The following is a 15,140-nucleotide window of genomic DNA, read 5'->3' on the forward strand; positions in this document are numbered from 1 at the left end:
GACGGTGGGCCTTTTTCATCTTCGCAACCCCACCTGTCTGCAACAGGTCTTCCCAACAAACGTTTTCTCAACAGAAAGGGGCCCGCAGGCCCCTTTCTTGTTGCTCAATCATCCTCAGTGGCGACCGAAGGGCCACCAGGGCTTGTCGTTGTCCTGGATGTCGACCCGGGTCTGCTGCAGGGCGCCGGGCTGGCCCCCTTCCACCCGATCGAGGCTCACCCTGAACTGCTCGGTGGGCTCGACGAACCAGTCATCGATGATCAGCACTTTGACCGACTTGCTGCCCCCCTCGCCCGCAGCCCAGCTCACCGACTGACCGAACCAGGGCAGGAAATCCAGCCCCCAGCGCGCCGTGACCCCGTCAAGGGCCACCCGGGCCCGGGCCGGCTTGCTCAGATCGCCGCTTCGCACCAGGGGGATCTCGGCAAACCACTGCCCCTCGTTCACCGTCATGCTGGCGCGCGCCAGCGAGATGGTGGAGGGCGCCAGCTTGTCCTTGATGGTCACCAGGGTCTGGTGCTGATCCCCCAGGGCCGCGCCGCTCGGGTCAAACAGCTCCAGGGTAAAGGTCTCGTCCCCCTCGCGCAGGGTATCGCTCTTCACCGGGATGCTGATGGTCTGGCTGTCGCTCTGTCCGGCGGCCCAGTGCAGGGTGCCGGTGAGCGGCGCCACGTCGTTGGCATCGGCGCTGCCGTAGGCAATGCGGTAGCTGACGCTCGCCTCCCCATGGCTGCCATCGCGGCGCGCCACGCTCAAGACCAGAGTGTTGCCCTCCTCCACGTTCGCAGCGGCGCTCTCGAGGCTCAATACCCCGGCGGGCGGCAGCGGATACTGGATGGCTACCAGCACGGGATCGTGATCCGAGGCGCTGAAGGGCCCTTCGGATTTCGCCAGCTGGCCGCTGTACTTGCTGCCGTACTCGAAGAAGTTGCTCTCGGCGGAGTTGATGTGCCAATCCTCGATGCCGATCACCTTGGCCGCGAGGCTCGGGTTTGCCAGGGCGTGATCCAGGTTGCCGAGCTCCCCTTCATAGCTGTAGGAGTAGGTGTCGGTGCCGTGGAAGCGGGTGTTGAGGTTCACAAACCCATACCCCTTGCCAAGGGCGCTGCCGCTCTCCTCGAAGGGCTGGCCCGCCAGGGTAGTGAAGGAGGCGCTCATGATCTGGCGCGCTTGGGCGGCCGGATCATAGTCAGTCAGCACCCGGATGGGATCTTCCATGCCATAGGCGTTCATGTCGCCGATAAGCAGCAGATCCCCGGCCAACTCTTTGAGCTGTTCTCCCAGCACCTTGGCGGCAGAGACCCGCAGCGCGTTGCAGTGGCCCTGGCCATCCAGCGGATCGGCAGTGGCGTAGTCGGGGTAATCCTCGAAGCAGGCGGAGCCCTTGGACTTGAGGTGGTTGACCACCAGGGTCAGGGGCGCATCCCCCTTGGGCGAGCTAAAGCGCTGCACCAGCGACTCGCGCATCCCCTGATTGATGGTCACCGGCTTGCCGCTGGCGTCCACCGCCTCGGCCTGCTGCACCGGCAGCGCGATGAGGCTGGCGGCCCCTTGCGGGCTCACGCTGGCGGGTCGGTAGATGAGCCCCACCGTGATGGCGTCGGTGCCAATGGGCTTGCCATCCGGCGAGGCAATCCAGCGGTAGTGATCCGCCTCATTCGGCTGGGCGGCGTTCAAGGCCGCCACCAGATTGGCGATGGCGGAGTTGTCGCCGTAGCCGTTGTTCTCGATCTCCATCAGCCCCACCACATCGGCGTTGAGGCGGGTGATGGCGCTGACGATCTTGGTGCGCTGCAACTCGAACTCCGCCACCGTCAGGGCGCCCCGGTTGCTACCGGTGGGGTTGGCATCGCCCCCCACGACCGTGGTGAAGAAGTTGAGCACGTTGAAGCTCGCGACCCGCAGATCCCCCGCCTCGGCGAGCTCGGGGGTTTCCACCCGATCCCAGCCGCTGTGATCAATCTGGCTCGCGTCGATGCGGTTGCTGGCCACCAGCCTGAACAGGTTGTAGGAGTAGCCAAGCGCCCCCTCCAGCCCGTTGAGCTTGTCGCCGATGCGCAGGTAACCGTCCTCGGCGTTGAAGCCGGGGAACCAGGGCAGCACGCCATCCGGCGCCTTGGCGTCGGTCTCCACCACCAGCTGGTTCTGCTGGTTGCGAAGGGCCCAGTCGCTCGCCTCCTGGCTCATGGCGGCAAATTTCTGGGTCGACTTGATGAGCGGCGCACCATAAGAGAGCACCAGGTTGTTGCGCTTGCCGTCGTAATCAAAGCTGAAGTTGCGGGTCACCACCAGGCTGGAACCCGGCACCAGCCGCACCTGCATCCCCTCGTGACGCTCCAGCAGCTGGCTCAAACTCTCCCCCGCCACCGGCAGCAGATCCACCGCAGCCGGGATGGCCCCTTGCGGCCGGGTCACCACCAGCTCGTCGGCGTTGAGCTGGGTCTGGTTGAAATACTCCTTCACCTTGCCCGAAACGCACACCTCGGCCCCCGGCACGACGGCAGCGTTGGCCTTGGTGGTGTAGACGAAGAGGCCGTCGGAGGTGGCCGGATCGCCATCCCCTTGCTCATCTTGAATGAAGAAGCCCTTGTAGAGGCCGCTCACCACCTGGGTCACCACGCCGCGAGTGGCATAAGCCTGTTCCGATTCAAACTTGCCGGCCGGCACCAGCGGGCTGCTGCTGCCCGGGCCCTGAATGGCGGGCACCGGCACCAGGTCGTCCACCGGGCAGACGAAAGCGGGCGGCTGGGTGCCATCGCAGGGGCCATCGCCACTGCAACCCAGACCACTGGCGTCATCTTTCGGGGCCGCCACGTATTCCTGCGCCGGATCAAAAGGGGACGTAGCATCAGTGCGGCCCATGGTGACGGTGGCCTTGCGGCGCAGGGTCATGTCCAGGGTCGAGACGTTGCCCGACACCCAGGCCGTGCCCGGATCCACCCCCACCTGGCCGACGCTGTCCACTATCTCGCTGCCGCGATAGAGCACCAGGGCGTCGTCGCCGTTGAACACCAGGTTGCCGCTGGTCTGATTGGCCTTGGCCAGGATCTCGGCATTTGCGGAGGGGTTGGCCAGCACCAGGGTGGCGCCCGGGGCCAGGGTGCCTTGCAGCGCCAGGCTGTTGGTGGGGGATTCACTGATGGGTTTGCCGTTGGCGTAGAGGGCCAGCCGGTATTGGGAGAGATCGACGGGGTCGCTGCCGAGGTTGCTCAGCTCCACCGCCTTGTTGTTGCCGGACCCTTCCAGGTATTCGGTGATAAGCAGTTGCGCCTGTGCCTGTCCAGCGAGCGCCAGCCCGACGGCCAGCGCCACCAGAGAGTGTCTTCCTGACATGGTCAGTTTCCTTTTTTATTTGCAGATCATGTTATTGGCGCCCCGCACAAGGCGGGCCGCAGCACCTTGGATGCAGCCATCAACGGGAGGCATGTCAGCCCCCGGCGAAACTGCGCGCCCACTCTGCCCCGTCGGCGCCGGGGCTGCTGCGAGCTGGCTAACAATGACAACAAAATGTTGCGCCAAGGTGACGGGCAATACCCGAATGGGCAGTGTCTGCCATCGCTGCGCAGGAAGTTGTCGTCCCCCAGCCCCTGCTGGCGGCCTCTGTCAGGGATCGACATCGGCGCCGGGCCAGACGGGGGGAGCACTACGGCGGCCTCTGCCCGGTACCATTTCGTGAGCAACCCCACTCACAGACACTGGATCATGGGCAAATCCATGGGCGCCATACCGGACGCCACCCCCAGCGTGGCCCGAGAAGGCAGAAAACCGGGGGATGAGACTCTCTCCTGGCGCTCTTGTGGAACCGGTTCCAGTAATGACAGAAATAACAAGAGAGGGGATGACACAAACGTTTGTTGCTTTTGCGCTCGCGAATGGCAATAGTTCTCACTTTCTTTTTTGACCGTCTCTATTCTCGAGGTGCTACAAGATGTTTCGTCACCCCCTGGCAAAGTTGCTGCTGCTCGGCCAGCTCGTCCTGGTGAGCTGGATGGCGCAGGCCACCCCCCCCGTTGAAGTGGAAGATGTGATGGGCCGCAAGGTCTCCCTGAGCCTTCCGGCAAACCGCATCGTGCTCGGTTTCTATCCCGAAGATTACCTGGCGGTGGCCGGTGAAGGCGGGGCCGAACGCCTGGTGGGCATGTCCCTGGGCTGGTTCATGAAGTCCCGTCCCGCCATCTGGTCTCTCTACGTGGCCAGCCAGCCACAACTGGCCAAGGTCCCGGATCTTGGCAACGTGCAGGATCAGAGCTTCTCCATCGAGAAGACCCTGGCGGTCAAGCCCGACCTGGTGATCCTGGCGAAGTGGCAATATGAGGCCCTGAGCGCCGACCTGCCACGCCTTGAGCAGGCGGGGATCCCGGTGGTGGTCATCGACTACAACGCCCAGACCCTGGCACAGCACATGGCAAGCACCCTGCTGCTTGGCAAGCTGACCGGCCAGGAAGCCCGAGCCCGGAAGATGGCCGACGAGTACAAGGCCAAGATTGACACCATCACCTCCCGCATTGCCGCCGCGAAGCGCACGCCGCCCCGGGTCTACATCGAGCTGGGTGACAAGGGTCCGGCCGAGTACAGCTACACCTATGGCAAGGACATGTGGGGCGCCATGGCCCTGCTGGCCGGTGGCGACAACGTGGCCGCCCCCTTCGTCGATCGCTGGGGCCCCATCCACCCGGAACAACTGCTGGCGAGCAAGCCCGAGGTGATCCTGATGGCGGGCTACGAGAGCGTGAGCAGTGCCGTCGCCATGCAGGTCGGCCAGGATGTGTCGGCAGAGACCGTGCGCCAGCGTCTGCAAGGCTTTGCTGCCCGTCCGGGCTGGAGCGAGCTGCCTGCGGTGAAGCAGGGTCGCCTCTACGCGGTCTATCACGGCGCCACCCGCAGCATCATGGATGCCGCCCTCATCGAGTTCATGGCCAAGGCCCTCTATCCGGACCTCTTCCAGGATCTCGATCCCCTGGCCACCTATCAGGCGTTCTACCAGCACTATCTGCCCATCCGTCCCCAGGGCACCTTCATGCTGGGCATTCATCAGCACAACGCGCACTGAGTGTCGGCCGGGGTCTCTCCGGCTCATTCCCTCCCCCACTCGGTGGAGAACCCACCGGCGACCTCAGGTTGCCGGTGACAAAAACGATAAAAAACCACAAGACAAGATGGAGTTCACACGCAGATGACACTTTTCTCCCGCTATGCCAGCCTGGTGCTGGCAAGCCTTTGCTGCTTGTTTGGCACCGCACAGGCGAAAGTTGAAACCCTGACAGATGTGCTGGGACGGGAAGTCCAGGTCGATCTCCCCGCCAAGCGGGTAGTGCTCGCATTTTACTTTGAAGACTACATGGCCGTCGGTGGCGAACAGGCCTTCGATCGGGTCGTCGGCATCTCCCGCGAGGCCTGGGAAGGCTGGCGTCCTGCCAACTGGTCCCTCTTTACCGCCCATCGCCCCTCCCTCAAGGAGATAGCCGACGTAGGCGAGGTAGAAGTGCAGACCTTCTCGGTGGAAAAAGTGCTCGCCCTCAAACCCGACGTCGTCGTCCTGGCCGACTGGCAATATAAAGGCCTTGGCCAGGACGTGGCCCGTCTCGAACAGGCCGGTCTGCCCGTGGTGGTCGTGGACTACAACATGGAACTCCCCGCCAATCACAAGGCCAGCACCTTGCTGCTCGGCAAGATTGCGGGCACCGAGCCTCGCGCTCGCCAGCTCGCAGACGAGTACCAGCATGCCATCGACGAAGTACATGGCCGGATCGCCGCCGCCAATCTGCCCAAGCCCCGTTTCTACGTGGAGTTTGGCAACAAGGGGCCTGACGAATATGGCTTCAGCTATGGCAAGGGCATGTGGGGTCCGCTCGGCCACTTGGCTGGCGGCGACAACATCGCCGCCCCCTTTGTGGAATGGTACGGCCCCATGAACCCCGAGCAGGTTCTGGTCTCCAAACCCGAGGTCATCTTCCTCACCGGCACTGAATCCACCCAGAACCCCACCGCCGTGCTGCTGGGCCAGGGTGTCAATCCCGCGCTCGCTCGGGCACGGCTCCAGGCCTTTACCGAGCGTAAAGGTTGGGCGAACCTGCCAGCGGTGAAGGAAAAGCGCATCTATGGGATTTACCAGGGCGCCTCCCGCACGCTGCTCGATTACACCATGGTCCAGTTCATGGCCAAGGCGCTCTATCCGAGCCTGTTCAAGGAGATGGATCCGCTTGCCAACTACCTCGACTTCTATCGGCGCTATCTGCCGGTCAAGGCAGACGGCACCTTCGCTATCGCTCTTTAACCTTCAACCTTCGTGGGCGCCTCTTGTGGCGCCCGTTTCAGGATTGTCACCATGAATGATTTGGCTGCCCTGCAGCAGACCCTCGCCCGGCAGCGGCAACGGGAGCGCCGTCGCTGGCACTGGCTCCTGCTGCTCGCCCTGATCCTGTGCATTACCCTGGTGCTCGACATCGCCACCGGCCCCTCCCTGCTGGCCCTGCACGACGTGATCGATGCCCTGGTTTCCCCCGCCCAGGCCGATCCCATGACCCGCACCATCGTCCACGACATGAGACTGCCCATCGCCCTCATGGCCCTGGTGGTCGGAGCCTCTCTCGGCCTTGGCGGTGTGCAGATGCAGACCCTGCTGGACAACCCCCTCGCCAGCCCCTACACCCTCGGGCTCGCGGCGGCGGCGGGCCTTGGCGCGGCGCTGGCACTCTACACCGGCGGCCTCGGGCTTCCTCCCCTGGTGGCCATCCCGGCCGGCGCCTTCATTGTGTGCATGTTTGCCGCCTGCCTGCTGTTTGGTCTGGCCATGATGCGCCATGTCAGCAGCCAGACCCTGATCCTGGCGGGCATCGCCCTGCTGTTCCTGTTCCAGTCCCTGCTCTCCCTGCTGCAGTTCCTCTCCTCCCCCGAACTCAACCAGCAGATCCTGTTCTGGCTGTTTGGCAGCCTGATGCGCACCACCTGGGACTCCCTGATCATCACCGCCGTCGTCACCCTGATCTGCACCCTGCTCATCTACCGGGATGCCTGGGCCCTCACCAGCCTGCGCCTCGGGGAAGCCCGCGCCCGCAGCCTCGGGGTCAATGTCGACAGACTGCGCATGAAGACCCTGGTGCTGGTCGCCCTGCTCACCGCCACCGCCACCAGCTTCGTCGGCGTGATCGGCTTCGTCGGCCTGGTGGCCCCCCATATCGCCCGCATGCTGGTGGGGGAAGATCAGCGCTTTTTGATCCCCCTCTCCGCCCTGTGCGGCGCCTGCATGCTCTCGGCGGCCTCGGTGCTCTCCAAGTCCATCATTCCGGGGGCCCTCTTCCCCATCGGCATCGTCACCGCGCTCATTGGCGTGCCCTTCTTCATCTGGTTGATCCTCGGCAGGGGGCGTAAACGTGCTTGAAATATCCCGACTCTCCCTCTCCCTCGGGCAGCAGACCTTGCTGCGGGATCTCAGCCTCACTCTGCATCCGGGTCAGGTCCATGTGATCATCGGCCCGAACGGGACCGGCAAGACCTCCTTGATGCGCATCCTCTTTGGTGAACTGACCCCGGACAGTGGCGACATTCGCCTCGGGGACCAGAGTGCCCGCCAGATGACGCAGGCCAGGTGGCGCCAGCAGTTTGGCTACATGCCCCAGAACATCCAGCTGGAGCTGGATCTCAGCGTCATCGAAGTGGTGGTGCTGGGGCGCCTCGACAGCCTCTCCATGCGCCTCGCGGACGAGGACATCCTGGCTGCCGGCCGCGCCCTGCAGGCGCTCGGCATCGCCCATCTGGCGGATCGCCCCCTCTACTCCCTGAGCGGCGGCCAGCGTCAGATGGTGCTCTTCGCCCAGGTGCTGCTGCGCGCCCCCCGCATCATGATGCTGGACGAGCCGGTCAGCGCCCTCGACCTTCATCACCAGATGCAACTAATGGAGCACCTGTGCCAGCAGACCCGGGAGCAGCAATGGATCACCCTGGTGGTGCTGCACGATCTCAACCTGGCCGCCCAGTTTGCCGATCAGCTGATCGTGCTGGCAGGGGGAGATCTGCAGGCCTTCGGCCCCCCCGCCCGGGTGCTCGACGCGGCCCTCATCGAGCGCCTCTACCAGGTGCCGGTGGAGATAAGCCACGATCAGCACGGCATCCCCTTCCTCAGAACCCTGCGAAAGACATCATGACACAGTGCTGCGCCACCCCGGCGACCACCGACCCACGCGCTGGCTGGAGGCGATCATGAACGGCGCCTCCTACTGGCGGGACTGGCAGGGCATGAGCCCGGCCGCCCGCCTGCTCATCACCAATGGGCTCGCCTTCAATCTCGGCTTCTACATGATGATGCCCTTCCTCGCCCAGCACATGGGCAGCGGGCTGGGCCTGGCCGGCTGGGCCTGTGGCCTCGTCATGGGGATGCGGGTCTTCAGCCAGCAGGGGCTCTTCCTGTTGGGCGGTACCCTTGGAGATCGCATCGGCTACCATCCCGCCATCGTCTGGGGCTGCCTGGTACGATCCTTGGGCTTCGTGCTGCTGGGCTGGGCCGAGTCCCTGCCCATCCTGCTGCTGGCCGCCGCCCTCACCGGCTTTGCGGGGGCTCTTTTCACCCCCTGCGCCCAGGCCTACCTTGCCAGCGAATGCCACAACCCGAGCCAGCGTCAGCGCGCCTTCGCCCTGCACAATCTGGCCAGCGAGGCGGGCATGCTGCTCGGCCCCCTGGTCGGCCTCACCTTGACCCAGCAGAGCTATACCCTGACGGGGATCCTGGCGGCGAGCCTCTTCGCCCTGCTCGGAGTGCTGCAATACCGGGTGCTGCCCAAACGCCCGGTGAGCAACCAGAGCCCCCGTGGCGCCATCTTGCGCCAATGGGGGGAGATAGTGCGCCAGCGCCCCTTCATGGGGTTCACCCTGCTGGCAGGCAGCTACCAGATCCTGTTCCACCAGCTCTATCTCGCTCTCCCCGCCCATATCCAGAGCCTGCCGGACGCCACCCACCTGCTCGGCGGCGTCTTCACCCTCTCGGCGGTGATCGGTGTCGTGCTCCAGCTCCCGGCCTCCCGCCTGGTGGAGCGCCGCCTGGGAGTACCGCTCGCCATGGGGCTGGGGATAGGCATGATGGGCTTGAGCTATCTCGCCCTGCCCCTGCTGGCACCCTGGCCGACGGCAGGGGTGTTGACGCAGGTGGCCCTGCTTTCCCTGGGCTCCATCCTCTGCTTCCCGCTCTTCGCCGCCCAACTGCCCCGCTACGCCCCCCCTGAGCAGCTCGGCAGCTACTACGGCTTCTATGCCAGCGCCGGGGGCTGCATGGCGCTCTTTGGCAACCTGCTCATCGGCTTTATGCTGGGGGATGCGGGCAGCCGCCCCGCCACCGCCATCTGGTGGCTGCTGGCCCTCGCGGGCCTGCTGGCGGGAGTTGGCCTTTATTCCCAGCTGCGCAAGGATGGCCAGGTGCAACCTGCTCCCCATCAATAAACAGGGCGGCCAAGGCCGCCCGGTTTTATTCCCTTTTCTCCCCCTTCAACTCTCTGCCTTATCCGGCTAAACCGGCTTCAAGACCTTGTCAGATACGCGAGCAAGCTCGGCTGTACTCGATAAGCAAAGCAACATCGGACATGCACGATGGCAATAAAAAGGACGCCATCGGGCGTCCTTGAAGAGGAAGACAGAGCAGGGTCAACTCCCCAGATGCAGCGCCAACCACACCGCAAGGGGGATCACCACCACAGAGAGCGCATTGCCGCCGAGCACGATGCTGGCCACCTTGTCGGGCTGGCACTGGTACTGCTCGCACAGCATGTAGTTGAGCACCGCCGGGGGCAGCGCCACCGACAGCATCAGGAGTGGTATCCAGTCAGGTTCGAGGGGCAGCAGCCAGACGGCGAGCCCCAGGGAGAGGCCCCCCGCCAGCAGGTAGAGCAGGTTGCACTTGATGGCCAGCCCCAGATGATCCAGCTCCCCTTCCATCAGCCTCACTCCCAAGGCAAACAGCATCAGGGGCACCGCTATCTGGCCGAGCAGGGTGGCGCTGGTCACCAGGTATTCCGGCAGCGGGATATGCAGGTTGGCCACCAGCAGCCCGGCGAAGGCGGCCCAGAGCACGGGGCTTCTCAGCCAGAGCCAGCGGGAGCTGCTGGCGGAGAGGATAAACATGCCCACCGAGAAGTGGAGCAGGTTGGAGAGCACAAAGAGGATGACGATGGCGCCGAGCTGCTGCTCGCCAAAGGCGAGCACCATCAGCGGAATGCCGAGGTTGCCGGTGTTGCGAAACATGGCGGGCAAGATCAGCGCGGCTCGCTCTATCTCCTTGAGTTTGAGCAGGGCGAGCAGCAAGCCGGGCAGCAGGATGACCAGGGCACCGGCCCCCACAAGGGGCAGGTGCGCCGCGAGATCCAGGGGGTATTTCACCAGGGCCGAGAAGACCAGCGCCGGGGTAAAGAGCTCGATATTGGCCCGGTTGACATAACCCAGGGCCCCGCCCGGCCGCAGCCGCCCATAGAGAGCGCCAAGGCCCACCACCGCAAATACGGGAATGACGATATTGAGCAGGGCGCTGAACATGGGTATCCCGTTTACAGTTCGCGGGCCGGGCGTCCCATCAGCACCACGGGGTCCAGCGTCACCTCCTGGCTGCCGTTGCTGACCCAGAGCTGGCCGTCGGAGATGGTACAGGTGAGCTGCATGGTGCGCTCCACCATGGCCGCCAGGGGCAGGGTCTGGCTGTCGGAGAGTTCGATGACGCTCAGGTTGTCGTGCAGACCGAGCTTGCCCTGGTTCTGCTTCCACCAGACGCTGGTGCCACGACCGCCATAGAGGTAGAGCACCACCTGGCGAGAGCGGTTGCATGCCTTCTTGAGACGGCGCTCGTCCGGCTGACCCAGCTCAATCCAGAGTTCAATCTCGTCGGAGTAGTTCTTGCACCAGAGCTCAGGCTCGTCGTCGGCTGAGAGCCCCTTGGTGAACTCCAGCCGCTCGGCGGCATGCCAGGCGAAGGCCGCGAGGCGGATCATCATGCGCTCGTCGGTCTCGGAGGGGTGACGGGCCAGGGTGAGGGAGAAGTCCTGATAGAGATTGCGATCCATGTCAGACAAGCTGATCTGGGCCTTGAAGATGGTTGCCTTGAGCGCCATAGAAGTCGTGAATACCTGATAAAAGAGAAGGGGGCGGACATGCCGGGCGTCAGTGTAATCAAAATGGCCGCCGGGTTCGACCGTCTTGCGCTCCCTTTACCCCATCAGGGGCGGGCAAGTGCTTCAGAAGACACAAAAAAACAAATGCCAGTCGTGAGACTGGCATTTGGCGGCATGAACGAGAGTGACTCACTTCTCGGCGGACTTGACCCCGAAGGCATTGAGCAGCAGGCAGCAGGTCACTGCCACTGCCACGAACCCGCTCAGGAAGATAAAGGGCATGGCCCCATACCCCAATACAGTCCAGATGGTGTGTTCAAGCAGACTCATAGTGTGTCCTTCATCCAGTGAAATGGGTGTCCCTTTCGTGACGGGGTCGCCCCCGTTCCTGAGTAAGACTATTTGACCTCAACCCGCGCCTGAGTCCTATGCCACCAAAGTAATAAATGGGGCACCAGTTTGCGCCAGATCAAGGTTTTACCCCTCCCCGCCCCGTTTTTCTTCGCGCCCCCGCCCCAAACCGGAAAGGTACGCCCAACAAAAAGCGAGGCGACCTTGGGGTCGCCTCGCTCGATGCATGCCGTCGAGAGCCATCAGTAGAAGGTCTGCTGTTCCGCCGCCATCGCTTTCAGCCGCGCACAGGGGGCGAAGCGGTCGCCAAAGCGCTTCTGATGGTGCTCAAGACGCCCCACCAGATAGTCGATGCCGAGGCTGTCCATGTAGCGGAACGGACCACCCAGGAAGGGAGGGAAGCCGATACCGAAGATGGCGCCAATGTCGCCATCCCGGGCCGAGGCCACCACGCCGCCATCCAGGGCCATGGCTGCTTCGTTGAGCATCAACAGCACGCAGCGCTCGGCGATCTCCTGCCTGGCAAGCTTGGCCTGGGGCTTGACGCCCAGCACGTCGTAGACGCTCGCGTCCACCGTCTTCTTGCCCTCCTTGCCGGTGAGCTTGTTGCGCGGGGCCGCCTTGCCATAGAGATAGAAGCCCTTGCCGTTCTTGCGCCCCTTGCGATCGTCCTCCAGCAGCTTGTCAAAGGCCTTGGGCGCCTGGAACTGCTCGCCACCCAGCTCTTTTTCGAGGATGGGGGAGATCTTGGCCCCCACGTCGATCCCCACCTCGTCCAGCAGGGTGATGGGGCCGACCGGGAAACCGAAGTCGAGCAGAGCGCCGTCCAGTACCTCCACCGGCTCCCCTTCCAGCACCAGGCGCGCCGCCTCGTTCATGTAGGGCGCCAGGATGCGGTTGACGTAGAAGCCCGCCTCGTCCTTCACCACGATGGGGGTCTTGCCCTGGGCCCGGGCGAAGGCCAGGGTGGTGGCCACCGTCTCGGCACTGGTACCCGCGTGGGGAATGATCTCGGCCAGCGGCATCTTGTCCACCGGGCTGAAGTAGTGCAGCCCCACCACCCGCTCCGGATGCGTCGCCGCCGAGGCGATCTGGTGGATGGGCAGGGAGGAGGTGTTGGAGGCAAACACGGTGTGCTCCCCGCACTCGCGCTCCACGTCCTGCACCATCTGGTGCTTGAGGTTGATGTCCTCGAACACCGCTTCCACCACCATGTCCACCCGGTGGAAACCGGAATAGTCCAGGGTGCCGGTGAGCAGGCTCATCTGTTTTTCCAGCTCGCTGCGCAGCAGTTGGCGACGCTTGAGCTTCCTGGCGAGGAGGTCGTAGCTGTAACGCATAGCATTGCCGATGCCGGCGCTCGCCACATCCTTGATCCGCACCGGTACCCCCGCCTTGGTGGCGGTGACGAAGGCGATGCCCCCCCCCATCAGGCCGCCCCCCAGCACGGCGGCATGACCCACCTTGCGCGGCTCGGCCCCCCGATAGCTCACCTCTTTCTTCATCTCCGTGGTGGCGAAGAAGAGGGAGCGCAGGGCGGCGGATTCCGGCGTCATCACCAGCTCGCCGAAGTGGCGGGCCTCGGCCTGCAGGCCGGCCTGCATCCCCTCCTCCACGCCGATGCGCACCACCTCGATGATGCGCTCCGGCGCCGGGTAGTTGCCCCGGGTCTTGGCCTTGACCCCCTTGCGGGCCTGATCGAACAGCACCTTGCGACCAAATTTGTTGGTCTCCAGCACCTTGCCCTGCAGATCCCGTTTCAGGTGGTGGCGTGGCTTGCCCTTCTTGGCAAGCTTGATGGCGGCCTCCAGCAAAATGGACGGGGGCACCATGTCATCCACCAGCCCGAGCTTCCTAGCCTGTTTGGCCCGCACCTGCTTGCCGGTCAGCATCAGATCCAGTGCCTTGGCCACCCCGATGAGGCGCGGCAGGCGCTGGGTACCGCCGGAGCCCGGCAGCAGGCCGAGCTGCACTTCCGGCAGGCCCAGCACGGTTTTACCGTGATCGGTCACCACCCGGCCATGACAGGCGAGCGCCAGCTCCAGCCCGCCGCCAAGGCAGGGGCCGTGAATGGCGGCGATCACCGGGATCCCCAGGGCTTCGATCTCGGCGAACACCTCCTGTCCGGCCCGGGACAGCGCTTCGGCATCCTGGGCGCTGGTGCAGGCCGCCAGCATGGCGATGTCGGCCCCGGCAACGAAGGAGTCCTTCTTGCCGGAGACGATCACCAGGCCGATCAGATCCCCGTTCCCCTTTACCTCGGCCAACAGAGTGCGGATCTCGTCCGCAAAGGAGGCCTTCAGGGTGTTCATGCTCTCACCGGGCACATCCATGGTGAGGATGCCGATGCCGTCTTTGCGAATATCCAGAGAAAAAGTCTTGGCACTCATCATTCCACCTCCAGCACCATGGCCACACCCAGCCCACCCGCCGCACAGGCGGTGTTGAGCCCCAATCCCCCACCCCGGCGCCGCAGTTCATGCAGGGTCTGGGTGATCATGCGCGCCCCGGTGGCGGCAAAGGGGTGACCAAAGGCCAAAGAGCCGCCGAGCACGTTGAACTTCTCCATGTCCACCTCGCCGATGGCCTGATCCCGGCCCAGCTTGTCACGGGCAAATTCGGCGCTTGCAAACATCTTGAGGTTGGCGAGCGTCTGGGCAGCAAACGCTTCGTGCATGTCGATGAGGGTCAGATCCCCAAGGGTGATGCCGGCACGGTCCAGCGCCAGCGGCGTGGCATAGGAGGGGCCCATCAGCATGTCCTGCCAGACATCGATGGCGGAAAACGCGAAGCTGCGGATGTAACCTAGCGGCTCCAGACCCAGCTCGCGGGCCCGCCCTTCACGCATCATCAGCACGGCGGCGGCGCCGTCGGTGAGCGGGGTGGCGTTGGCGGCGGTCACCGAGCCGTGAGCCCGGTCAAAGACCGGTTTGAGCTTGGCGTAACTCGCCAGATCCGAGCTTTCGCGGATGTTGTTGTCCCGCTCCAGCGGCGACTTGTAGGGGGGCACGTGGGCGGTGAACACCTCGCCACTCAATTTGCCCTGGGCCCAGGCTTCGGCCGCCAGGGTGTGGGAGCGGTGGGCCAGCGCATCTTGCGCCTCGCGGCTGATCTGGTGGGTCTTGGCCATCTGCTCGGCGGTCTGCCCCATGGAGAGACCGGTGGAGTACTCGGCCACGGCCGGGGGCACCGGCAGCAGGTCCTTCAGGCGCAGACGGCGCAGAATATTGAAACGCTGCTGGAGGTTGCGCGCCTTGTTGAGATCCACCAGGGCGCGGGCCAGAGACTTGCTGACCCCGATGGGCAGCACGGAAGAGGAGTCGGCACCGCCGGCGATGGCGATGTCCACCGTGCCGGCCATGATGGATTCGGTGACATTGGCCACCGCCTGGAAACTGGTGGCGCAGGCGCGCGACACGCTATAGGCATCGGTGCTGACGCTCATGCCGGTGCCAAGCACGATCTCCCGGGCGATGTTTGGCGCTTCCGGCATCTGCACCACCTGGCCGAACACCAGCTGGTCGATGAGCTTGGGGTCGAGATCGGTGCGGGCGAGCATCTCGCTCACCACCAGTTTGCCCAGATCCACCGCAGGCACGCCGTGAAAAGCGGTGGCCTGCTTGGCAAAGGGGGTGCGCAGACCCGCCACGACGGCTATCCGTTCGCCCTGGCGAGTCGTCAGTTTCAATGGCTGTTTCATCCTGGCTC

General features: G+C 64.4%; 11 protein-coding genes. 5 read left to right on the forward strand and 6 right to left on the reverse strand.

Annotated features, from left to right (window positions below):
* Positions 1-114 precede the first annotated feature (114 nt).
* A complete protein-coding gene (locus AB5Y59_RS00750; RefSeq protein WP_368211279.1) occupies positions 115-3,333 on the reverse strand; it encodes an ExeM/NucH family extracellular endonuclease in 3,219 nt (1,072 codons plus the stop codon).
* 595 nt (positions 3,334-3,928) lie between these two features.
* On the opposite strand from AB5Y59_RS00750, the gene AB5Y59_RS00755 reads away from it, so the two are divergent.
* The 5 genes from AB5Y59_RS00755 to AB5Y59_RS00775 all read left to right on the forward strand — a co-directional run bounded on the left by AB5Y59_RS00755 (position 3,929) and on the right by AB5Y59_RS00775 (position 9,426).
* Complete coding sequence (locus AB5Y59_RS00755; protein ID WP_368211281.1) at positions 3,929-5,050, forward strand: ABC transporter substrate-binding protein; 1,122 nt, start codon at positions 3,929-3,931, stop codon at positions 5,048-5,050.
* Between the two features lie 123 nt (positions 5,051-5,173).
* Positions 5,174-6,274 (forward strand): ABC transporter substrate-binding protein, encoded by a 1,101-nt coding sequence (locus AB5Y59_RS00760; protein WP_103243162.1) that lies wholly within the window; start codon positions 5,174-5,176, stop codon positions 6,272-6,274.
* A 51-nt stretch (positions 6,275-6,325) separates the two neighbouring features.
* Positions 6,326-7,378, forward strand: coding sequence for a FecCD family ABC transporter permease (locus AB5Y59_RS00765; RefSeq protein ID WP_368211283.1), 1,053 nt, complete (start codon positions 6,326-6,328; stop codon positions 7,376-7,378).
* On the forward strand, positions 7,371-8,141 hold the full coding sequence (locus AB5Y59_RS00770; protein ID WP_368211285.1) for an ABC transporter ATP-binding protein: 771 nt from the start codon (positions 7,371-7,373) through the stop codon (positions 8,139-8,141). The genes AB5Y59_RS00765 and AB5Y59_RS00770 overlap by 8 nt, the downstream gene beginning before the upstream one ends.
* 55 nt (positions 8,142-8,196) lie before the next feature.
* A complete protein-coding gene (locus AB5Y59_RS00775) occupies positions 8,197-9,426 on the forward strand; it encodes an MFS transporter (RefSeq protein WP_253584870.1) in 1,230 nt (409 codons plus the stop codon).
* A 201-nt stretch (positions 9,427-9,627) separates the two neighbouring features.
* Here the strand turns inward: AB5Y59_RS00775 and AB5Y59_RS00780 are convergent, their stop codons facing one another.
* From AB5Y59_RS00780 to fadI, 5 genes are all read right to left on the reverse strand, one after another.
* Complete coding sequence (locus AB5Y59_RS00780) at positions 9,628-10,512, reverse strand: AEC family transporter (RefSeq protein WP_368211287.1); 885 nt, start codon at positions 10,510-10,512, stop codon at positions 9,628-9,630.
* Positions 10,513-10,523: 11 nt separating this feature from the next.
* Complete coding sequence (locus AB5Y59_RS00785; protein ID WP_010674671.1) at positions 10,524-11,081, reverse strand: YaeQ family protein; 558 nt, start codon at positions 11,079-11,081, stop codon at positions 10,524-10,526.
* 189 nt (positions 11,082-11,270) lie between these two features.
* On the reverse strand, positions 11,271-11,411 hold the full coding sequence (locus tag AB5Y59_RS00790) for a TIGR02808 family protein (protein WP_010674670.1): 141 nt from the start codon (positions 11,409-11,411) through the stop codon (positions 11,271-11,273).
* A 263-nt stretch (positions 11,412-11,674) separates the two neighbouring features.
* Positions 11,675-13,822, reverse strand: coding sequence for a fatty acid oxidation complex subunit alpha FadJ (gene fadJ / locus AB5Y59_RS00795; protein WP_045524938.1), 2,148 nt, complete (start codon positions 13,820-13,822; stop codon positions 11,675-11,677).
* Positions 13,822-15,132, reverse strand: a complete 1,311-nt coding sequence (gene fadI / locus AB5Y59_RS00800; protein WP_010674668.1) for an acetyl-CoA C-acyltransferase FadI — start codon at positions 15,130-15,132, stop codon at positions 13,822-13,824. Before fadI ends, fadJ begins: the two co-directional genes overlap by 1 nt.
* Positions 15,133-15,140: the final 8 nt, after the last annotated feature.

The sequence above is a fragment of the Aeromonas sp. s10 genome, assembly GCF_040907975.1.
Taxonomy (GTDB): domain Bacteria; phylum Pseudomonadota; class Gammaproteobacteria; order Enterobacterales; family Aeromonadaceae; genus Aeromonas; species Aeromonas caviae.